Source organism: Pseudomonas hygromyciniae (assembly GCF_016925675.1).
GTDB classification, from domain to species: domain Bacteria; phylum Pseudomonadota; class Gammaproteobacteria; order Pseudomonadales; family Pseudomonadaceae; genus Aquipseudomonas; species Aquipseudomonas hygromyciniae.
In genome coordinates, this window is sequence record NZ_CP070506.1 from 5,162,609 (window position 1) to 5,184,695 (window position 22,087).

General features: G+C 60.7%; 19 protein-coding genes. 10 read left to right on the forward strand and 9 right to left on the reverse strand.

Translation table 11 applies throughout. The features are described from left to right. Positions 1 to 78 precede the first annotated feature (78 nt). Positions 79 to 2,448, reverse strand: a complete 2,370-nt coding sequence (locus JTY93_RS23120; protein WP_205478484.1) for a hybrid sensor histidine kinase/response regulator — start codon at positions 2,446 to 2,448, stop codon at positions 79 to 81. Between the two features lie 286 nt (positions 2,449 to 2,734). Here JTY93_RS23120 and JTY93_RS23125 point away from each other — a divergent pair, with 286 nt between their 5' ends. The 4 genes from JTY93_RS23125 (at position 2,735) to JTY93_RS23140 (ending at position 6,255) form a co-directional block, all read left to right on the forward strand. Beyond that, a complete protein-coding gene (locus JTY93_RS23125; RefSeq protein WP_038443553.1) occupies positions 2,735 to 3,532 on the forward strand; it encodes a hydroxymethylpyrimidine/phosphomethylpyrimidine kinase in 798 nt (265 codons plus the stop codon). Between the two features lie 18 nt (positions 3,533 to 3,550). After that, the gene (thiE, locus tag JTY93_RS23130) at positions 3,551 to 4,174 is read left to right on the forward strand and encodes a thiamine phosphate synthase (protein ID WP_205478482.1); all 624 of its coding nucleotides are present in this window, start codon (positions 3,551 to 3,553) and stop codon (positions 4,172 to 4,174) included. Positions 4,175 to 4,191: 17 nt separating this feature from the next. After that, on the forward strand, positions 4,192 to 5,475 hold the full coding sequence (hemL, locus tag JTY93_RS23135) for a glutamate-1-semialdehyde 2,1-aminomutase (protein ID WP_205478479.1): 1,284 nt from the start codon (positions 4,192 to 4,194) through the stop codon (positions 5,473 to 5,475). 225 nt (positions 5,476 to 5,700) lie between these two features. Beyond that, positions 5,701 to 6,255: a tetratricopeptide repeat protein gene (locus tag JTY93_RS23140; protein WP_169997653.1), complete on the forward strand. Its 555-nt coding sequence runs from the start codon at positions 5,701 to 5,703 to the stop codon at positions 6,253 to 6,255. A 2-nt stretch (positions 6,256 to 6,257) separates the two neighbouring features. Here JTY93_RS23140 and JTY93_RS23145 read toward each other — a convergent pair whose 3' ends face one another. The 6 genes from JTY93_RS23145 to JTY93_RS23170 form a co-directional block, all read right to left on the reverse strand. Beyond that, positions 6,258 to 7,370 (reverse strand): succinylglutamate desuccinylase/aspartoacylase family protein, encoded by a 1,113-nt coding sequence (locus JTY93_RS23145; protein WP_205478477.1) that lies wholly within the window; start codon positions 7,368 to 7,370, stop codon positions 6,258 to 6,260. A 9-nt stretch (positions 7,371 to 7,379) separates the two neighbouring features. After that, positions 7,380 to 8,090, reverse strand: a complete 711-nt coding sequence (locus JTY93_RS23150) for an ABC transporter permease (protein WP_205478475.1) — start codon at positions 8,088 to 8,090, stop codon at positions 7,380 to 7,382. Further along, entirely contained in the window at positions 8,087 to 8,803 is a 717-nt protein-coding gene (locus tag JTY93_RS23155) for an ABC transporter permease (protein ID WP_205478473.1), read from the reverse strand. Before JTY93_RS23155 ends, JTY93_RS23150 begins: the two co-directional genes overlap by 4 nt. A gap of 17 nt (positions 8,804 to 8,820) precedes the next feature. Beyond that, a complete protein-coding gene (locus JTY93_RS23160; RefSeq protein ID WP_205478471.1) occupies positions 8,821 to 9,579 on the reverse strand; it encodes a transporter substrate-binding domain-containing protein in 759 nt (252 codons plus the stop codon). Between the two features lie 38 nt (positions 9,580 to 9,617). After that, a complete protein-coding gene (locus tag JTY93_RS23165; protein ID WP_205478469.1) occupies positions 9,618 to 11,672 on the reverse strand; it encodes an oxidoreductase in 2,055 nt (684 codons plus the stop codon). 307 nt (positions 11,673 to 11,979) lie between these two features. Then, positions 11,980 to 12,306, reverse strand: coding sequence for a DUF1820 family protein (locus JTY93_RS23170; protein WP_205478468.1), 327 nt, complete (start codon positions 12,304 to 12,306; stop codon positions 11,980 to 11,982). Positions 12,307 to 12,438: 132 nt separating this feature from the next. Between JTY93_RS23170 and miaB the strand changes: the two genes are divergently transcribed. The 5 genes from miaB to lnt all read left to right on the forward strand — a co-directional run bounded on the left by miaB (position 12,439) and on the right by lnt (position 17,862). Further along, positions 12,439 to 13,767, forward strand: a complete 1,329-nt coding sequence (gene miaB, locus JTY93_RS23175; RefSeq protein WP_169997657.1) for a tRNA (N6-isopentenyl adenosine(37)-C2)-methylthiotransferase MiaB — start codon at positions 12,439 to 12,441, stop codon at positions 13,765 to 13,767. A gap of 225 nt (positions 13,768 to 13,992) precedes the next feature. Continuing rightward, the gene (locus JTY93_RS23180; RefSeq protein ID WP_029292238.1) at positions 13,993 to 14,997 is read left to right on the forward strand and encodes a PhoH family protein; all 1,005 of its coding nucleotides are present in this window, start codon (positions 13,993 to 13,995) and stop codon (positions 14,995 to 14,997) included. After that, the gene (gene ybeY, locus JTY93_RS23185) at positions 14,990 to 15,448 is read left to right on the forward strand and encodes an rRNA maturation RNase YbeY (RefSeq protein ID WP_169997659.1); all 459 of its coding nucleotides are present in this window, start codon (positions 14,990 to 14,992) and stop codon (positions 15,446 to 15,448) included. The genes JTY93_RS23180 and ybeY overlap by 8 nt, the downstream gene beginning before the upstream one ends. Before the next feature lie 42 nt (positions 15,449 to 15,490). Next, a complete protein-coding gene (locus tag JTY93_RS23190) occupies positions 15,491 to 16,330 on the forward strand; it encodes a CorC family transporter (protein ID WP_005791724.1) in 840 nt (279 codons plus the stop codon). Positions 16,331 to 16,338: 8 nt separating this feature from the next. Continuing rightward, entirely contained in the window at positions 16,339 to 17,862 is a 1,524-nt protein-coding gene (lnt, locus tag JTY93_RS23195; protein WP_205478466.1) for an apolipoprotein N-acyltransferase, read from the forward strand. 125 nt (positions 17,863 to 17,987) lie between these two features. Here the strand turns inward: lnt and JTY93_RS23200 are convergent, their stop codons facing one another. After that, positions 17,988 to 18,749, reverse strand: coding sequence for a YdcF family protein (locus JTY93_RS23200; protein WP_205478465.1), 762 nt, complete (start codon positions 18,747 to 18,749; stop codon positions 17,988 to 17,990). Positions 18,750 to 18,833: 84 nt separating this feature from the next. Continuing rightward, on the reverse strand, positions 18,834 to 19,151 hold the full coding sequence (locus tag JTY93_RS23205) for a hypothetical protein (protein ID WP_205478462.1): 318 nt from the start codon (positions 19,149 to 19,151) through the stop codon (positions 18,834 to 18,836). A gap of 262 nt (positions 19,152 to 19,413) precedes the next feature. Between JTY93_RS23205 and leuS the strand changes: the two genes are divergently transcribed. Further along, positions 19,414 to 22,020 carry a leucine--tRNA ligase gene (gene leuS, locus JTY93_RS23210; protein WP_205478460.1) on the forward strand — a complete coding sequence of 869 codons (2,607 nt, stop codon included), beginning with the start codon at positions 19,414 to 19,416 and terminating at the stop codon, positions 22,018 to 22,020. The last annotated feature ends 67 nt before the right edge of the window (positions 22,021 to 22,087 follow it).

The following is a 22,087-nucleotide window of genomic DNA, read 5'->3' on the forward strand; positions in this document are numbered from 1 at the left end:
CTGAGAAAAGGCCACGCTGATGGAGGCCTTAAATTCAGTTAAGCATCGTCACTGCGCTTAAAAAAGTGGCATATACGCCTAACTGCCGGCGCTTTCGCCCTCTAGCGGGCACAGCAGGCGCCGCTGCAATACGGCCTGCAACAGCTCAAACCGTACTGGCTTGAGCAACTGCTCGGAAAGGCCAATGCCATGACAATGCTGGCGTGCGCCGCCTTGCAGGGAGTCACTCAAGGCGATCACCGGCAGCTCAGCACAGCCGGGCAAGGCGCGGATCTGGCAGCACAGGGAGAAGCCATCCTCGGGCACATCCAGCAGCACCGCATCAAACGCCCCAGCCTGCAGCATGGACAGGGCCACGGGGCCACTGTCCGCCACTTTCACCCGGTAACCCAGCTTGAGCAACATGCCGCGCAAGACCAATTGCGTGACGTTGTTCTCGTCCACCAACAGTACCGTGCAATCCTGTGGCGCGCGGTGCAGCTCCACGGCCCGGGCCGGCTCCGGCGGCACCGCAATGACGGCCACCTCCAGCTGAAAACGGCTGCCTTTGCGCGGCTCGGAATGATGGGTCAGGCGCCCGCCGAGCAACTCGATCAACTGCCGACAGATCGCCAGGCCAATGCCCAGGCCGCCATATTCACGGGTGGTCGAGCCATCCACCTGGAAGAAGCGCTGATACAGGGTCGCTTCATCCAGATGCGCAAAACCGATTCCGGAGTCGGTGACGATAAAGGTCAGATCCAGATGACCATCAGGCCGCGGCACGCCCACCACCCGCAGGCGCACGGCGCCTTCATGGGTGAACTTGAACGCGTTATCCAGCAGGCATTCCAGGCACTGCATCAGCTTGCCAGCGTCGCCCTCCAGGCGATCGGGCAACTGGCCAGCCACATCGATGGAGAACTCCAGGCCCTTGCCTTGGGCATTACCCTGGAATTGCTGGCGCAAGGTATCCAGCACCCCACGCAGGCTGAACACTTGCGCCTGCGCGCTAAGGCGGCCGGCTTGCAATTCGGTGAGGGTGAGGATGCCATTGACCATGCGCATCATGTCCCGCGCCGAGCCGGCGGCGGTGTGCTGGTATTGCGCCAGGTCCCCGGCCAGGGGCACGGTCTGCATCAACTCCAATGAACCGATCACCCCATTCATCGGCGTGCGCAGTTCATGGGTCAGGGTCGCGAGGAATTCGTCTTTCAACTGGTTGCTGTGGGCCAGTTGCTGGTTGAGCACTTCCAGTTTCTGGCTGGCATCAAACAGGATTTGCGCCTGCTGTTCGCGCATCGCGTTGATTCGGTCGGCCAGGGCCAGGGACAACAGGGCGACTTCGATGGCCGAGCCGATCTGGCTCGAATACATGGTGAGAAACACGTTGGGCAAGTAGCCCAGCACCATCATCGTGTTGACCACCCCGCCGATCAGGAACGCCGACCAGGCGATGATGAAATACCGTGCCACGCGCTGGCCGCAGCACCAGGCCTTGATCCCGGCGACAAAGATGGTCACGGTAAAAACCAGGGCCAGCGCGGTCGCCAGGCGCAGGGCAAGCGCGTAGCTGGTCATCAGCGACAACAACATCACCACCGCCCCTGTGCCCACCAGCATCAGCAGCAGCCGGTCCAGCCAGCGACTATAGAGGGCGGTGTGCAGGAAGCTGCGGGCAAACAGGCTGCCGAACAACGCTGACGCGCCGATCAGGAACGGCGTCGCCGCATTCGCCCACCAAGGGTTGTCAGGCCAGAAGTACTCCACCGCCGCGCCATTCACCGAGAGCTGGTACATGCCGAACGAGGCGATATAGAAGATGTAATAGAGGTAGCTGGTGTCGCGCACGCTGAGGTAGATGAACAGGTTGTACACCAGCATGCCCAGCAGCACGCCATAGATCAGGCCCAGCACGTACAGGCGCAGTGGCTGGTCTTCCAGGTACGCAGTGCTCGACCACAGGGTCAACGGCGCCTGGATCGAACCTTCGCTTTGCAGGCGCAGATAGAGCGTTTTCTGTTCACCGGCCTTGAAGTCGACATTGAACAAGTAATTGTTCTGGTGAATCTCACGGCTGGCAAAGGGCAATGCGTCCCCGGTGCGCCCGGCCAGGCGGTAGCCACCGGCACCATCGGGAACGTACAACTCCAGATGATCAAGGGGCGGATAGGCCAGCTCCAGCAGCCAGGTGCGCTGGGCCTGGGGATCCTTGGGCAGGTAATGCAGGTCGACCTTGAGCCAGAACGCCGAGCGTGAATAGCCGGCATTGAGGGTGTCTTTATCATGGCGGGTGTAACGACTGGCCAGTGCCGCAGAACGGGCATCGGCGATGGTGACGCTACCACTTGGGTCTTCGAGTACTTGCATGACCCGGCCCAAGGGAAGGCTTCGGGTAGTTTCATTGAACTCAACGGCGCCGGCCAACATCGGCAGCCCACACAAGAGAAACATCAGCAAATAGCGCATAGAGCCCCAGCGTGGCCTGTCCGGTTATGTCAAAAGCCCCCCATTCCTTTTGAGAAGACGTACACCGGCGATACATTAAGTTGTTTGGATCCACTCTAGCATAGCCGCTAAAGGCCAAAAGACACCATTGAAATAATTTTTTGAAAGGCTCTAAAACGGGCCTTTCAGGGCACAACGTGCTGGAATTGCATGATAGCCCGTAGCCATCTCCCCAAGTGTTTCCGCCGGAAATACATGCGTTGCCCGACAGCCACGCAAAAAGCGTTTGGTGGTAAGCTCGCGCACCATGAATATCTACAGCTCTCGCCCCGTTGTCCTCTGTCTCTCCGGCCATGATCCCAGTGGTGGCGCCGGCTTGCAGGCAGATATCGAAGCCCTGCTCGCCCAAGGCTGTCACGCGGCCCCGGCCGTGACCGCGCTGACCGTGCAGAACACCGTGAATGTCAGCGATTTCCGCGTGCTCGATCGCGAGTGGGTGTTGGCCCAGGCCAACGCCGTGCTTGGCGACTCCGAAGTCGCGGCGGTCAAGTTGGGCATGCTCGGTTCCACCGTGATGGTGGATACCGTGGTCGAACTGCTGCAGCAGCACCCCCACCTGCCGGTGGTCTGCGACCCGGTGCTGCGTGCCGGTGGCGGTGGCAGCCTGGGCAAGGATGAAGTCGGCTATGCGATGCGCGAGCGGCTGTTGCCGTTGTCGCTGATTGCCACGCCCAACTTGCCTGAGGCACGCATCCTCGCCGAACTGCCCGATGGCACGGCAGACGAATGCGCCGAGAAACTACTGCCGTTTATCAAGCACCTGTTGATCACCGGCGGCCACGGCGACGAGCATGAGGTGCACAATCGCCTGTACAGCCGCGACGGCACGCGCCGCACCTTCACCTGCCAGCGCCTGCCAGGCAGCTATCACGGCTCCGGCTGCACCCTGGCCAGCGCCCTCGCCGGTCGCCTGGCCCAGGGCGAAGGCTTGGCCAGCGCCGTGGAGTCGGCACTCAATTACACCTGGCGCACCCTGCGGGACGCCGAACAACTGGGCCAGGGGCAGTTTGTGCCGCGGCGCCTGCCACTGGATTTCTGTTCGTAACACCAAGGGGCCTGCTCGATGAAACTACGTGGCCTGTATGCCATTACCGACAGCCAACTATTGGCCGGTAAGTTCCTGTCCTACGTCGAGGCCGCGCTGGAAGGCGGCGTGACCTTGCTGCAATACCGCGATAAAAGCAGCGACGAGGCCCGTCGCCTGCGCGAAGCCGAAGCGCTGCGTGACCTGTGCTCGCGCTACAAGACCCAGTTGATCATCAATGATGACGCCGAACTGGCCGCGCGTCTTGGCGTCGGCGTCCACCTGGGCCAGACCGACGGCCCACTGACCCCGGCCCGGGCGTTGCTGGGGCGCAATGCAATCATCGGTTCCACCTGTCATAGCCAGATCGAACTGGCTGAACAGGCCGCGCGCGAAGGCGCCAGCTATGTTGCCTTTGGCCGTTTCTTCAACTCCACGACCAAACCCGGTGCGTCCGCGGCCACCGTTGAAATGCTGGCCCAGGCCCGCGCCCGCTTGCAGGTACCGATCTGCGTGATTGGTGGTATCACCCTGGAAAACGCCGCGCCCCTGGTGGAACACGGTGCCGATCTGCTGGCAGTTGTCCACGGCCTGTTCGGTGCCGACAGCCCCCAGGAAGTGACGCGCCGCGCCCGCGCCTTCAACGAACTCCTCAAATCCTGAATTCAGAGAGCCTGCCCATGTCTCGTTCCGAAACCCTGTTTGCCAATGCCCAGAAACATATCCCCGGCGGTGTGAACTCCCCCGTGCGCGCGTTCAAGAGCGTTGGCGGCACCCCGTTGTTCTTCAAGCACGCCGAAGGCGCCTACGTCACCGACGAAGATGACAAGCGCTATGTGGACTATGTGGGTTCCTGGGGCCCGATGATTCTCGGCCACAGCCACCCCGAGGTGCTGGACGCGGTACGCAAGCAACTGGAGCACGGCCTGTCCTATGGCGCGCCAACCGCCATGGAAACCGAGATGGCTGACCTGGTGTGCTCGATCGTGCCGTCGATGGAGATGGTGCGCATGGTCAGCTCCGGCACCGAGGCGACCATGAGCGCAATCCGCCTGGCCCGTGGCTTCACCGGCCGCGACAGCATCATCAAGTTCGAAGGCTGCTACCACGGCCATTCCGACAGCCTGCTGGTCAAGGCCGGCTCGGGCCTGCTGACCCAGGGCGTACCGAGTTCGGCGGGCGTGCCGGCGGCGTTTGCCAAGCACACCCTGACCTTGCCGTTCAATGACATCGCCGCCGTCGAAAAAATGCTCAGCGAAGTCGGCCAGGACGTAGCGTGCATCATCGTCGAGCCGGTCGCCGGCAACATGAACTGCGTGCCACCGGCGCCGGGTTTCCTCGAAGGCCTGCGCGAGCAGTGCGACAAGCATGGCGTGGTGTTGATTTTCGACGAAGTGATGACCGGTTTCCGTGTTGCCCTCGGCGGTGCCCAGGCCTACTACGGCGTCACCCCGGACCTGAGCACTTTCGGCAAGATCATTGGCGGCGGCATGCCAGTCGGCTGCTTCGGCGGCAAGCGCGAAATCATGCAGCACATCGCGCCGCTGGGCCCGGTCTACCAGGCCGGCACCCTGTCCGGTAACCCGCTGGCCATGGCCGCCGGCCTGACTACCCTGCGCCTGATCAGCCGCCCGGGCTTCCACGCCGAGCTGACCGACTACACCACGCGCCTGCTGGACGGCCTGCAACAACGCGCCGATGCGGCGGGCATCCCGTTCGTCACCACCCAGGCCGGTGGCATGTTCGGCCTGTATTTCAGCGGTGCCGACGACATCGTGACCTTTGACGATGTGATGGGCAGCGATGCCAACCTGTTCAAGCGCTTCTTCCACCTGATGCTCGAAGGCGGTGTGTACCTGGCACCGAGTGCCTTTGAGGCCGGTTTCACCTCCATCGCCCATGGCGACGCCGAGCTGAAGCTGACTCTGGACGCCGCCGAACGTGCCTTCGCCGCACTGAAGTAAACCAGCCACAACCTGACGTCGCCCCTGGCGGCGTCAGATTTGCTACCTTGCTTACAGAAATTTCCTTCTTTTTTCGAGAAATCACCTGCAATCCGGCAGATAACTTGCCCATGCAGCAGAAAAACGAGTAAAGACTTTGTAAGCAGGGGCCTGCTTATTTCATAATGCGCGCTTATTGGATCCCCACGTGGCTCCACGCGCCCCGTCAGAGGTAAGTCGATTCCCATGAAACGCACCGGCCGCACCCTGGTTCTGGGCTGCCTGTTGCTCCTTCAACCGCTGCTTGCACTTGCACAAGCGGGCGGCAACTCGTTGTTGATCCCAGCGATGGGTCGTTGCACCCTCAATACTCAGCCCGACAGCCAGGCCGAGGCGCTGAGCGCCTGCCAAACGCTGGCCGATGGCGGGGATGCGCAGGCGCAATACGAGTTGGGCGAATTCTTCTACGACGACAAAAACCCTGCCCGCGACCTGAACAAGGCCCTGAGCTTCTTCGAGAAAGCCTCGTTGCAGGGCCATGCCCAGGCACAGTTCAAGCTGGGCAGCATGTTCTTCCATGGCGAAGGCGTGCCGGCCAATAACGTGCAGGCGTACATCGTGCTGAAAATGGCCGCGGTCAACGGCGCCGAAGACGCGCTGGACACTGCCGACGAAGTCGCCGAACACATGCAGCGCGATGAACTGGAAGTAGCGACCCAGGTGCTGGGCCAGATTTTCCGCAACTATCTGCAGGAATTGCAGAGTGCGGATGGGCGTTCGCCGTTCTCCCCCCTGCCCTGACTTCAGGGCGATAACAGATACCCCTGTCGATAGGCCTTCGCGCCAGCGACATGGGCAATCGTCATACCCGCCGTCGCCATTCGTCGCACAGACCGAACATACAAGAGCCCTGCCCGCGCACAAGCGACGGGTGTCACGCAGTCTGTGATCGGATCGATAATATCCGCCAGGATCTGCCCCGCTTCCAGGTAATCTCCCACCTGCGCGCAAAACACCATCAAGCCTCCCACCGGGCTCTGCACCGGCTCTACCCCCGCCAACGGTGTTGGCGGGTTGAGCAATGGCGGGAGCGGCGGTGCCTGGCCATCAATCGCGCCGCGCAGAATCAGGTAGTTGATCAACCCCTGGCAATCCTGCCGCGCAAGCCCGTGATCAACATCGGCAACACCCCGCAATTCCACGGTCACAGCGAACCCAGGGACCGAAAAACGCCCGGCAAACCGCGCCTGCATCTGCTCCCAGAACAACGTAAAGCACTCATCGAACGATTGCCCACCTGCCTCCTTGGCCAAAAAACAGGCCCTGGCGCCCAGGTAACGGGCCAAGGGCTCCACATGCGGCCAGGAATCCGGCGACAGATACAGGTGCTGCACAGCCTCGAAATCACAATGCAAGTCCAGCACTATATCGGCGTCACAGGCCAGGGTTTGCAGGGTCAAGCGCATGGATTGCACCTGCGTGGCCGGTACTTGGCTGGCAAGCGTTTGCAACAAAGTCGAACGGATCAATCGCAGATTGCAGGCAGGGTCATCGCCCAGCAAGCCTTGCACGCGATCGCCGACCTGCTGGCTGACATCCAGGAAGAAACGATTGAAGTTCTCCCGACTGTCGTTATCGAAGCGCCCCTGCGGCACATCCATCAACACTTGCTCCAACCCCAGCGGGTTGGCCACCGGTACCAACACAACCGACCAGCGCAGTAACCCTGCCGCTTCCAGGCACGCCAGTTGCCGCTTCAGGTGCCATAAAACCAGCATCCCCGGCAGTTCATCGGCGTGCAGGGACGCCTGGATATACACCTTGCCAGCCGCCTTGGCCGGGCCGTAATGAAAGCTGTGGATCTGGCGCGTCGTACCCGGTACGCCCACCAGCAATGGGTGCCTTTGAGTCTGCATATCGGTCTCCTATCGGCCCGCATCAAGAAAGCGCAGCCAACGTCGTTCAGCCAGGCGAAACAACCCAACCAAGACAAAGGTCACGCCGAGGTAGAGAACCGCAGCGAAGCCAAAGGATTGGAAGGTCAGGAAAGTGGCAGCGTTGGCATCCCGGGCAACCTTCAGGATGTCCGGCACCGTGGCCGTGAACGCCAACGTGGTGGAATGCAGCATGAAAATCACTTCATTGCTGTAGTAGGGCAATGAGCGGCGCAAGGCCGAAGGCATGATCAGGTGGACATACAGCTTCCAACCGTCAAACCCCAGGGACCGTGCGGCTTCGATTTCACCGCGAGGCATCGCACGAATGGCACCCGCCAGTATTTCCGTGGTGTACGCCCCGGTATTCAGGGCGAACGCCAACAGCGTGCAGTTCAGCGCCTCGCGGAAAAATCCGTCCAGCAACGGCTGTTCCCGCACGGCGGCGATGCTGTAGATACCGGTGTAGAAAATCAGTAACTGGATATACAGCGGCGTGCCGCGAAACACATAGGTAAAACCTTGCACCGGCCAACGCAGCCAGCGGCGGCTAGATACCCTGGCAATGGACAGCGGCAGTGCCAACAGCAGGCCTAAACACAGCGAAGCACTGGTCAGCCATAGGGTCATGGCTAGGCCGGTAACTTGTTGACCGTCTGAATAGATAAACGGCCGCCAGTATTCCAGGATCAGCTCAATCACCTTGAAGCCTCCTGCACACCGGCCCCGTAGCGGCGCGCCAACCAGCGCAAGATGGCGTTTGAAATGCTGCTGAGCAACAGGTAGATCAGCCCTGCCAGTATCAGAAAGGCCAGCAGTTGCTGGCTGCTTTTTCCTGCCAACTGGGCCACTTTTACCAAGTCCGCCAAGCCAATGATCGAAACCAGCGCCGTAGCCTTGAGCAAGACCATCCAGTTATTGCCCAGTCCCGGCAGCGCGAACCGCATCATTTGCGGGAATATCACATGCACAAAGCCCTGGCTGAAGGTCATGCCCAGGGCTTTGGCAGCCTGGAACTGGCCGCGGGGTACTGCCAGCAAGGAGCCACGAAAGGTTTCGGTGAAATAGGCGCCGTAGATAAACCCCAGAGTGAGTACGCCAGCGGCGAAGGGATCGATTTCGATGTAGGCCCAGCCCAGCGCTTGCGTCAGACGACTCAAGCCCGTTTGCACCCCATAGAAAATGAACAACATCAACAGCAGGTCCGGCACGCCGCGGATCAGCGTGGTGTAGAGCTGCGCGCAGACTCGCAAGGTTCTGACCCTGGAGAGCTTGGCACCGGCACCGATGAGGCCGAATGCCAGCCCCAGCAACAGGGACAACAGCGCCAGTTGCAGGGTGACCCAGACGCCGCGCAGCAACAACGGCGCAAATCCTTCCAGGGTCGAGGCGAATTGAGTGAAGGTAGGTAGCATGGTTGCGCCCTCGCTGATCATTGACCGCTGAACATATCCACACCCGGGAAGTAGTGCTCCTGCAACCGGGCATAGGTGCCGTCGGCATGGAGCGCGGCCAGTCCTTTGTCGAGCAGCGTTTTCAATCTGTCATTGCCCTTGGCAATGCCGATGGCGCTTCGGGAGGGCATCAATTCGCTTTCAATCAATGGCCCCAGCACGAAATTCGCGCCTTGGGCGGAACGCAAAAATCCGCTTTGTGCCTGCTGCGCATCCTGAAGGGAGGCTTGCAAACGCCCCGCGACCAGGTCGGCATACACCTGCTCCTGATCGGCATAAGCCACAATTTTCATACCCTGCGGTGCCAGCACTTGCCGGGCGTAGGCTTCCTGGGTACTGCCCTGCAAATAACCCACGGCAGTGCCACGGGAGAGCTCAGTGCCTGGCCGCCACACCATGGCGGAGGGGCTGGAAAAGACCTCCGAGGAAAAATCAATGACTTTCTGTCGCGCGTCAGTGACCGTCATTGAAGCCAGGATCGCATCGATTTTTCCCGCGTTCAGGCTCGGGACCAGTCCATCAAAGTCGCTCTCGACCCACTGACAGCGAACGTTCAACTTCTCACAAATGGCATTACCGATATCAACTTCGAAGCCGGCCAAAGTTCCCTTATTGTCCTTATAGGCAAATGGGGCATAGTTGGGATCCGCACCGAAACGGATAACCGTATAGTCGTTGGCAAAAGTTGGAAGCGTCACGAAGAGTGCGGCGAATAACATCAGGATTATTTTTTTCATTATTGTATTCCTCGTTATTGATCAAACAGCGAAACGAACTACAACTCGATATAGGGGATTTCTCTGTGTACAACCAAGGAGTCAGCAGGCACATCAAACTCTCGGGCCATTCGATGCCCCGAATACACGGCTGCGGCAATCGTGCCTGGCGCCACGCAGTCGCCGATCAACTTCAGTGTGCTGATACCGGCTGCGTGCACCCGTTCAGGTGCGTTGGCCAAGGCCTGATACAAGTCCTGCTCGGGCTCGCGGGAGGTAACCAACAACAACGATGTAGCGGGAATGAAGCGTGTCCGGTCGGTGTACACACAGCCGGTGACCAAGCCTTGCGGCGTACACCGCACCAGCGTATGGGACGGGACGATCGTAATATTCAATTCCAGCAGGCGCCGCTGGATGCGATGTTGTTCAAGGGTGTTGTGAGTCCAGGCCGCCACATCCGCCGCCGGCGTGACGAATATCACCTCCACGCCCCGCGCCACCAAGTGTTCGGCCAGCACGCTGCCCATGTAATAGTGATCGTCGTCGAACAGCAGCACCGGCGACGGAGGCAGGACACCGGCCATCAGGTCGTCTGGCGTCAGCACGGGCAGGCACTCCAGGCCCGGTAATGATTGACGCAGGGAACGCCCCAGGCCGTCCCGCCGCCAGTGCGAGCCGGTGGCGATAAACACATGCTCGGCAGCGAAGTCCAGGACGTCCTGGGCCTGCAACGGGCTTTCCCGATAAATCTCAACCGATGCCAGACGGCTCAACGCATCCAGTCGATAGTCGATCACCCGCGCCCAACTCGCCAACCCCGGGAGTTTTGCCTCCAGCGCCACGCGCCCGCCCAACGTGCGCAGGCTGTCAGCCAACGCCACTTCCATCCCGCGCGCCCCCAGAATTCGTGCGCACTCAAGCCCTGCGGGACCGGCCCCGACCACCAACACCCGCCCAGGTTGCTGCGCACACTTGACCGACTCGGGGTGCCAACCGCGTCGCCACTCCTCACCCATAGTCGGATTCTGCGTGCAGCGCAAAGGCGTGCTGGTGTGGTCGCCACTGACACAGACATTGCAGCCGATGCATTCACGAATCTCCTCCACGCGCCCCTCTTCAATCTTCTTCGGCAAGAAAGGGTCGGCAATCGAAGGGCGGGCGGCGCCAATCAGGTCCAGCACACCACGGCGGATCAGAGAGACCATGGTGTCCGGCGAAGTGAACCGCCCTACGCCCACCACGGGCTTACGGGTCATGGCCTTAAGCCCCAAGAGAAAAGCCTCTTGGTAAGCTTCCGAGGCAAAGCGCGCCGTCACGCTGTCGTTGGACCAGTCGGCAACATTGACATCCCACAAGTCTGGCAAGTCGGCCAGCATCGAAAAGATCTCAGCACCTTCGCCCTCGCGACTCAGGCCGCCAGCCATGTGTTCATCCACCGCCAGGCGTACCGCAACGGCGCACCGATCACCCACGGCATCGCGGGTGTCCTCAATCAATTCGCGCAACAGCCGCACGCGATTTTCCAGTACCCCGCCGTACTCATCGGTGCGGCGGTTATTGCGCGGCGTGAGGAAATGGAACGGCATGCCCAGGTCATGCCCGGCGTACACGTAGATAACGTCAAACCCCGCCTCCCGCGCCCGCAGCGCGGCGGCCCGGTGCATGACGCGCAATTGCTGGATATCCGCCCGGCTCATGGCCCGCGCCTGCACCGGGTCATAACCACGCACCGGCGTATTGGACGGTGCCCAGGGAATTTCCCGGCTGTAGCGGTTGGGCGCGGAATAGCCATTGAACGCCAACTCCACGCCGGCCAGTGAGCCGTGCTGGTGGACCGCCTCACACATGCGTGCCAGCGCCGGAATGTCACGCTCGTCCCACAGGCGTGCCTCAATGTAGGGAGAGAACTCACTGAGTGGGCTGATTTCACATTCTTCCGTACAGACCACACCCCACCCGCCTTCGGCCTTTATGCCGCGCATACGTGCCATGGCTGAGGGGTGCACATGGCCCATGCCATTACAGTGGGGAACTTGATAAAAGCGATTACGGGTGCGCACCGGGCCAATTTGTACCGGCTCAAACAGAACGTCATAGCGAGGATCGCGCACAGGGCTACTCCCAAACAAGTAAGTTCGTTGATGGCTGCGTTAGAAAAAACTCGACGTTAACTAATGGGTAATGTTTAACGGGGCAATAGAATACGAATGCAGATCCATTTCAGGATCGCTTTTTTTCGATTGCCCATTAAGTAAAAAGCAGGCGTAAAGTGCGGCTGGAGTTCGGAAAGTCTCGCGGCGTTTTATTATTTATGTATTCAGGGCCTGCTCTCTGCATAAACAAAATCTGCTATTTTTCAAACAGAATGTCTATGCATGAGAGCGCAAAATCGGAAACACCCTACAAAATAATTGAATGCTACTTCTCAGGCATCGGCATCGGAAACGGCATGACATTGCTCATGCCCCGGGCTTCGCTGATTTTCGGCGTGCCCAGGCGCTCGACTTCATCGATGCGCACGATCGAATGCATCGGCACAAAACTGCGCACCACGCCTTCGAACTGGGCCTTGAGCTTTTCCTCGCCCGGTTCGACGACCAGTTGCGTGCGCTCGCCAAAGACGAACTCTTCCACTTCCAGGAAGCCCCACAGATCACTTTGATAGATCTGCTTGGCGTACATTTCGAACACCTGGCCCTGGTTAAGGAAAATCACCTTGTAGATTGGAGCTTCACGTTTGGTCATGGGGGGCGGGCAGCACATCGGCGGATATAAAGGAGGGCGCGAACTATAGCATGGCACCCGATGCACAGTGCTAGGAACCAATGGGCATGCCCCCTATAATGCGCGGTTCTTTACCACCAGTTGACGATTCCCATGGCCAAGAAGCTTTACATCGAAACCCACGGTTGCCAGATGAACGAGTACGACAGCTCGCGCATGGTCGATCTGCTGGGTGAACATCAGGCCCTGGAAGTCACGGCTCGCGCCGAAGATGCCGACGTGATCCTGCTCAACACCTGCTCGATCCGCGAACGGGCCCAGGACCGGGTCTACTCGCAACTGGGCCGCTGGCGCGAACTGAAACTGGCCAACCCGGAGATGGTGATCGCCGTCGGCGGTTGCGTGGCCAGCCAGGAAGGCGCCGCCATTCGCGACCGCGCGCCCTATGTCGACGTGGTCTTCGGCCCGCAGACCCTGCACCGCCTGCCGGAAATGATCGACGCCGCGCGCATTACCAAGCTGCCGCAGGTTGACGTCTCGTTCCCGGAAATCGAAAAATTCGACCACTTGCCCGAGCCACGCATCGACGGCCCGAGTGCCTATGTGTCGGTGATGGAAGGTTGCAGCAAGTACTGCACCTTCTGCGTGGTGCCTTATACCCGTGGCGAAGAGGTCAGCCGCCCGTTCGACGACGTGCTGGCCGAAATCATCCACCTGGCCGAAAACGGCGTGCGGGAAGTGACCCTGCTGGGGCAGAACGTCAACGGCTACCGGGGCCAGACCCATGATGGGCGCCTGGCGGACCTGGCCGAGCTGATTCGCGTGGTCGCGGCGGTGGACGGTATCGAGCGTATTCGCTACACCACCTCGCACCCGCTGGAGTTCTCCGACAGCCTGATCCAGGCACACGCCGAAGTGCCGGAACTGGTCAAGCACCTCCACTTGCCGGTGCAATCGGGCTCCGATCGCATCCTGTCGGCGATGAAGCGCAACCACACCGCCCTGGAATACAAGTCCAAGCTGCGCAAACTGCGCGCCGCCGTGCCGGGCATCTGCATCAGTTCGGACTTTATCGTTGGCTTCCCCGGCGAGACCGAGAAAGATTTCCAGCAGACCATGAAGCTGATTGAAGACGTCGGTTTCGACTTTTCCTACTCCTTCGTCTACAGCCAGCGCCCCGGCACCCCGGCCGCAGACCTGGCGGACGAAACCCCGGAGGAGCTGAAAAAGGAACGCCTGAACGCGCTGCAACATCGCCTCAACCAGCAGGGTTTCGAGATCAGCCGACAAATGGTCGGTTCGACCCAGCGCATTCTGGTCACCGATTACTCGAAGAAAGACCCGGGCGAGTTGCAGGGACGTACCGAGAATAATCGGATCGTCAACTTCCGTTGCGATAACCCGACGCTGATCGGCCAGTTCGCCGATGTGCACATCGACGCGGCGCAACCGCACTCGCTGCGCGGCTCGTTGATCCAGTAACCGATCAATACTCCTGACTGATGGAGATCAAAATGTGGGAGCGGGCTTGCTCGCGAAAGCGGTGGATCAGTGACAAATACATTGACTGACACACCGCTATCGCGAGCAAGCCCGCTCCCACATGGGAACCGCGCAGCATTCCGATAACTTAAGTGCTTTCGCACACCGGCAGCTGGCGTTATCCTCTATTTCACCTAAACAGCCAAAGGGCGGCTAAAAGCAACCTTGAACGCACCCATAGCAGAACCCCATCGTTTCCTCCTCGAGCCGTTTGAGGCTCGTCGTTTCGCCAATCTGTGCGGACAGTTCGACGAGCACCTGCGCCTGATCGAACAACGCCTGAGCATCGAGATCCGCAATCGCGGCAATCAGTTCGAGCTCATTGGTGAACCCCAGCACACCACGTCTGCAGAAAACCTGCTGCGTCGCCTCTACCGCGAAACCAAGGGTAGCGAGCTGTCGCCGGAGACGGTGCACCTGTACCTGCAGGAATCGGCCGTAGAAGACCTGGCCAACAACCCGGTGGCCGAAGCCAGCGTGGCGCTGCGGACCAAAAAAGGCATGATTCGCCCACGGGGCTTGAATCAGCAGCGCTACGTCAAGGAAATCCTCGGCAACGACATCAACTTCGGCATCGGCCCGGCCGGTACGGGCAAGACCTACCTGGCCGTGGCCTGTGCGGTAGATGCCCTGGAGCGCGAACAGGTGCGACGCATCCTGTTGGTGCGCCCGGCAGTGGAAGCGGGCGAGAAACTGGGCTTTCTGCCCGGCGACCTGGCCCAGAAAATCGACCCATACCTGCGCCCGCTGTACGACGCGCTGTATGAAATGCTCGGCTTCGAGTACGTGGCCAAGCTGATCGAGCGCCAGGTGATCGAGATCGCCCCGCTGGCCTATATGCGCGGCCGCACCCTGAACAACAGCTTCATCATCCTCGACGAAAGCCAGAACACCACGGTCGAGCAGATGAAGATGTTCCTGACTCGTATCGGTTTCGGCTCCACCGCCGTGATCACCGGCGATATCACCCAGGTCGACCTGCCCAAGGGCACCAAGTCGGGCCTGGGCCAGGTCATCGAAGTGCTCAAGGATGTGCCGGGGATCAGCTTCACCCACTTCATGCCCAAGGACGTGGTGCGTCACCCGCTGGTGCAGCGCATTGTCGAGGCCTACGAGCGCTTCGAACACCGCGACGACGGCCTGTCGAAGGACAACCGACGCGATGCTTGAGCTTGACCTGCAACTGGCCACCCAAGCGCCAGCCCCCAGCGAAGCACAGTTCCGCCAATGGTGCGCACTGGCCCTGCGCCAGCGCACCGCTGACTCGGAACTGACCATCCGCCTGGTGGATGAGCCTGAAGGCCGCGAGCTCAATCACACCTGGCGCCAGAAAGACTACGCGACCAATGTGTTGTCGTTCCCCGCCGATGTACCGGATGAACTGCTGGATATCCCGCTACTGGGTGACCTGGTGATCTGCGTCGCAGTGGTGGAGCGCGAGGCAAAGGAACAAGGCAAGGCGCTGGAGGCCCACTGGGCCCACCTGGTCATGCACGGCTGCTTGCATCTGTTGGGTTACGACCATATAGATGATGAAGAAGCCGAAGAAATGGAAGCACTGGAACGAACGTTGCTTGCAGAGTTGGGTCATCCTGATCCCTATGCCGACGACGAACACTAATCGACACTCAACTGAAACAATCAAGGATTTAGAGTAATCGCTATGAGCGAAGACCGATCGAGCAACGGGCAAAAGTCATGGCTGGGTAAACTGACCCAGGCTTTTGCCCACGAGCCGAAAAACCGCCAGGAGCTTCTGGAGCTGCTGCGCGAGGCCCATCAGAACAAGTTGCTGGACAGCGAAGCGCTGGCCATCGTCGAAGGCGCCATCCAGGTGGCTGACCTGCAAGTTCGGGACATCATGGTCCCGCGTTCGCAGATGATCAGCATCAAGGCGACCCAGACCCCACGGGAATTCCTCCCGGCCGTGATCGACTCGGCGCACTCGCGCTACCCGGTGATCGGCGAAAGCCATGACGACGTCATGGGTGTCCTGCTGGCCAAGGACTTGCTGCCGCTGATCCTCAAGGAGAACGGCGACAGCTTCAACATCAAGGACCTGCTGCGCCCTGCGACCTTCGTGCCTGAATCCAAGCGCCTGAATGTGCTGCTGCGCGAATTTCGCGCCAATCACAATCACATGGCCATCGTCATTGACGAGTACGGCGGCGTCGCCGGCCTGGTGACTATTGAAGACGTGCTGGAACAGATCGTCGGCGATATCGAAGACGAACACGACGTCGAAGAAGACAGCTACATCAAGCCGCTGCCTAGCGGGGATTTCCTGGTCAAGGCGCTGACGCCGATCGAGAACTTCAATGAGTTCTTCGATAGCGAATTCTCCGACGATGAATTCGACACTGTCGGCGGCCTGGTGATGAGTGCATTTGGCCATCTGCCCAAGCGCAACGAAACCACCGAGATCGGTGCCTATCGCTTCCGCATCCTGAATGCCGATAGCCGTCGCATCCACCTGATCCGCCTGACACCTATTGCCCGCTAAGGACTGATATGCGCCGTCTCACCGCACCCGGCTGGCCCGGTAACCTGCTGGCCGTGGTGGCCGGTGCTATCACCACCCTGGCGCTGGCGCCGTTCGATATCTGGCCGCTGGCGCTGGTGGCGGTCGGGGTGTTCTATGCCGGCATGCGCCAACTGACACCGCGCCAGGCCTTCGGGCGTGGCTGGTGTTTCGGTTTTGGCCTGTTTGGCGCGGGCACCAGCTGGATCTACTACAGCATCCATCACTTTGGCGGCGCTTCGGTGCTGCTGGCCGGGCTGTTGATGCTCGCCTTCACCGCCGCGATCGCCCTATTCTTTGCCCTGCCAGCCTGGCTCTGGGCACGCTGGATCCGCCGTAACGAAGCGCCCCTGGCCGATGCCTTGGCGTTTGCCGCGCTATGGGTGGGCCAGGAAGCGTTTCGCGGCTGGTTCCTCACCGGGTTCCCCTGGCTGTACTCCGGTTACAGCCAACTCGACGGCCCCCTGGCAGGGCTCGCGCCGCTGGGCGGGGTGTGGCTGATTTCGTTTGCCCTGGCCCTGAGCGCTGCGCTGATCGTCAACCTGCCCCGCTTGCTGGCGGCCAGGCGCAACGTGTTTGTCGGCGCCGGCCTGGTACTGCTGGTGGCACCGTGGGCCATTGGCCTGGCCCTCAAGCACCACGCCTGGACCAGCCCCGCTGGCGAGCCGCTGACCGTCGCCGCGATTCAGGGCAATGTCGAACAGAGCATGAAGTGGGATCCGGCGCAGCTCAACGAGCAACTGGCGCTGTACCGCGACATGAGTTTTGCCTCCAAGCGCGTAGACCTGCTGATCTGGCCGGAAACCGCCGTGCCAGTACTCAAGGAGTCCGTCGAGGGCTACCTGGGGATGATGGGCAAGTTTGCCGCCGACCGGAACGGCGCGATGATCACCGGCGTGCCGATCCGCCAGGAAGTGCGCCATGAAAAGCGCTACTTCAATGGCATCACCGTGGTCGGCCAGGGCGACGGCACCTATCTGAAGCAGAAGCTGGTGCCTTTTGGCGAATACGTGCCGCTGCAGGATGTGCTGCGCGGCCTGATTGCTTTCTTCGACCTGCCGATGTCGGACTTTGCCCGCGGCCCTGAAGACCAGGCGCTGCTGCAAGCCAAGGGCTATCAGATCGCGCCGTATATCTGCTACGAAGTGGTCTACCCGGAGTTCGCCGCCAGCCTCGCCGCCCGCAGCGACTTGCTGCTGACCATCAGCAATGACACCTGGTTCGGCACCTCCATCGGCCCCTTGCAGCACCTGCAAATGGCCCAGATGCGCGCCCTCGAGGCTGGCCGCTGGATGATTCGCGCCACCAACAACGGCGTGACCGGCCTGATCAACCCGTACGGGCAGATCACCGAGCAGATCCCGCAGTTCCAGCGGGGCATCCTCTACGGCGAAGTGGTACCGATGCATAATCTGACGCCTTACCTGCAATGGCGTTCGTGGCCGCTGATCATCCTGTGCCTGGGGCTGTTTGGCTGGGCGCTGCTGGCCGGGCGCATGGCCAAGACCGTCTAAGCAGAAAAACACAAAACCCAATGTGGGAGCGGGCTTGCCCGCGATGGCAGTGGGTCAGTCAAGTATCCAATAACTGACACACCGCCATCGCGGGCAAGCCCGCTCCTACATGTTGATGTGCGGGGTTAACGGTAGAACAGGCGGTAACCTACCTGCCCCACCGCCTCATTGATCAACTGCCCGCTCTGCCAGATCGACTTGAACTCGGGCATCCAACCGCCCAGCGGCCGGGCATTGTCCACCCCCAGGAAGCCGACCGGCGCCGGTACCACGGTAAAGCCGGCCTTCTCGAAGCTCCATACCGAACGGGGCATATGCCAGGCCTGGGTCACGACCACCACGCGCTTGATGCCCTGGGGCAACAGGATCTCCGCACTCATCTGCGCATTTTCCCAGGTCGTGCGGCTGCGCTCTTCCTTCCAGCGCACGGCCACGCCAAAGTCTTGCTGCATCGACACCGCCATCAACTCCGCCTCGCTGGGCGGCGTGCCATAGTGCAGGCCGCCGGTGGTCAGCACCGGCAGTCCCGACGCCTTGGCCAAGCGTGCGGCATAACGCTGGCGCTCCAGGCCGACACCGGTCGGTTGGTCTGCGCCCCAGGCCGGATCACCCCGCTCACGACCCGAGCCCAGCACGACAATGGCATCGGCCCGCTGCGCCAGGCTGGCCCAGTCTTCCACGGCCAATGGCGGTTCGGTTTCCAGGGTGCGTGCCCCCCACTCCACCATCACCGGCAGGCTGATCAGCCACATCCCGCCAAACCCCAGGGCAAAGCACAGCCCCGCCAGGCGCGGACGGCTACGCCGAAACCACCAGGCAAGCGCCAGCAACAGCAAGAGAATGCCGGGCGGCAGCAATAATTGTTTGATGAAATAACGAATAGGCATCGAGCATCTCCAAAGATGCCCGAAGCCTAAGGTGTAACGGGGTTTAGCGACAATCTTTACAAGCGGTGGATAACCCTGATCAGGTCACTTGAATCGCACAGACCGTAGCTTTTCCGGGCCACGGCCGGCCGACAAGTCCTTGAGCCATACCACCTTGGACGATCGCACCGGCTCCCTGGCTGGCACAGGAGCCACCCATTGCGGGATTGGGTACACGTTCAAGTCCAGGTAGGCCTTGATCACTTCAAACTCTGCGGGGCTCAAGCCTCGCAGCTCCAGCTCATCAGGCCGTTCGTCACGCAATCGGCCAGCGGTTCTTGCTGCGTCCAGTGCTCGACCCAAGCGGTCGATCAGTCCTTCATACACGTCAGGTTTCGTTCTCATTCGCTGCGAATCAACCATCCCCTCACCTCATTAAAGATAAGTCTCACTCCCCAATAAACAGCGTAGCTGCACTGACGCAACCAACCGCGCGCCGCGACCAACGGCCTGCGCTGCGTAATCAGGGTTTCCCTCGATAGAGTGGGGTCATGTATGCTACGGCGCTTCCTGTAACTCCACTTCCCGCAGGGTTTGGGCACGGACGCGCCGCTTTTTGGTGTCGATCAACCCGGACAATGCACCGAAGAGGATTAGGCCACCCCTATTCAGTTCAAAAGTAGCCATGCACGAACAATATCAGCCCCGTGAAATAGAAAATGCCGCCCAAACTTTCTGGGATGAGCAAAAGTCCTTTGAAGTCAGTGAACAGCCAGGCAAGGAGACTTACTACTGCCTATCGATGTTCCCTTACCCCAGCGGCAAACTACACATGGGGCACGTGCGTAACTACACCATCGGCGACGTGATTTCCCGCTACCAGCGCATGCTCGGCAAAAACGTCCTGCAACCTATGGGTTGGGACGCCTTCGGCATGCCTGCGGAAAACGCCGCGATGAAAAACAACGTAGCGCCCGCCAAGTGGACCTACGAAAACATCGCCTACATGAAGTCCCAACTGCGCAGCCTGGGCCTGGCCGTGGACTGGTCCCGCGAAGTGACCACCTGCAAGCCGGACTACTACCGCTGGGAACAATGGCTGTTCACTCGCCTGTTCGAAAAAGGCGTGATCTACAAAAAAAGCGGCACCGTGAACTGGGACCCGGTCGACCAGACCGTCCTGGCCAACGAACAAGTGATCGACGGTCGCGGCTGGCGTTCCGGCGCGCTGATCGAGAAGCGCGAAATCCCGATGTACTACTTCAAGATCACCGCCTACGCCGATGAACTCTTGTCGAGCCTCGACGACCTGCCGGGCTGGCCTGAACAGGTCAAGACCATGCAACGCAACTGGATCGGCAAGTCCAAGGGCATGGAAGTGCAGTTCCCGTACAACGTCGATTCCATCGGCGCCGAGGGCGCACTGAAAGTCTTCACTACCCGCCCGGACACCCTGATGGGCGCGACCTACGTCGCCGTGGCCGCGGAACACCCGCTGGCCACCCTGGCCGCCAAGAACAATCCTGAGCTGCAGGCCTTTATCGCCGAATGCAAAGGCGGCAGCGTGGCCGAAGCCGACGTCGCCACCCAGGAGAAAAAAGGCCTGCCGACCTCGCTGTTCGTCGAGCACCCATTGACCGGCGAAAAACTGCCGGTATGGGTCGCCAACTATGTGCTGATGCACTATGGCGATGGCGCAGTAATGGCAGTGCCGGCCCACGACGAGCGCGATTTCGAATTCGCAACCAAGTACAACCTGCCGATCAAGTCGGTGGTACGCACCAGTTCCGGCGATAGCAACCCGGCCCCGTGGCAAGACGCCTACGGCGAGCACGGCACCCTGATCAACTCCGGCGAGTTCGACGGCCTGGACTTCGTCGGTGCCTTCGACGCCATGGAAGTCGCACTGATCAAGAAAAACCTCGGCGCCTCGCGCACCCAGTTCCGCCTGCGCGACTGGGGCATCAGCCGCCAGCGCTACTGGGGCTGCCCGATCCCGATCATCCACTGCGAAAGCTGTGGCGATGTGCCGGTGCCGGAAGACCAACTGCCAGTAGTTCTGCCGGAAGACGTGGTGCCAGACGGTGCCGGCTCGCCCCTGGCGCGCATGCCCGAGTTCTACGAGTGCAACTGCCCGAAATGCGGCCAGCCTGCCAAGCGTGAAACCGACACCATGGACACCTTCGTCGAGTCCTCGTGGTATTACGCCCGCTACGCCTCGCCACACTATGAAGGCGGCCTGGTTGAGAAATCCGCAGCTGACCACTGGTTGCCAGTGGATCAGTACATCGGCGGTATCGAACACGCGATCCTGCACCTGCTGTACGCGCGCTTCTTCCACAAGTTGATGCGTGACGAAGGCCTGGTCAGTTCCGACGAGCCGTTCAAGAACCTGCTGACCCAGGGCATGGTGATCGCCGAGACCTACTATCGTCGCGAAGCCAACGGCGCCTACACCTGGTTCAACCCGGCAGACGTCGAGTTGGAACGTGACAGCAAGGCCAAGGTAATCAGCGCCAAGCTGAAATCCGACGGCCTGCCGGTGGAAATCGGCGGCACCGAGAAGATGGCCAAGTCGAAGAACAACGGCGTCGACCCACAGTCGATGATCGATCAGTTCGGCGCCGACACCTGCCGTCTGTTCATGATGTTCGCCTCGCCGCCTGACATGAGCGCCGAATGGTCGGACTCCGGCGTCGAAGGTTCGCACCGTTTCCTCAAGCGCGTCTGGCGCCTGGCGCACGCCCATATCAGCCAGGGCTTGCCGGGCAAACTGGACGTGGCATCGCTGAACGACGAGCAAAAACTCATTCGCCGTAGCACCCACCTGGCCATCAAGCAAGCCAGCCAGGACGTGGGCCAGCACCACAAATTCAACACCGCCATCGCCCAGGTGATGACGCTGATGAACGTGCTGGAAAAAGCGCCACAAGCCACCGCACAGGACCGCGCACTGGTACAGGAAGGCCTGGAAACTGTGGTGCTGTTGCTGGCACCGATTACTCCGCACATCAGCCACGACCTGTGGAGCCAGTTGGGCCACAGTGGCGCGGTGATCGATGCTGCATGGCCGGTCGCCGATGACAGCGCCCTGGTACAGGACACGCTGCAACTGGTGATTCAGGTCAACGGCAAGCTGCGCGGCCAGATCGACATGCCGGCCAGCGCCAGCCGTGAAGACGTCGAAGCCGCCGCTCGCTGCAATGAGAACGTGCTGCGCTTCACCGAAGGCCTGACGATCCGCAAAGTGATCGTGGTGCCCGGAAAACTGGTCAATATCGTCGCTAGCTAATCGGATCGGGCGCCAGGGCAAGAGCCCCGGCGCCGAACAAAACCTCCAGGGCCTCGATAAGGCCCAC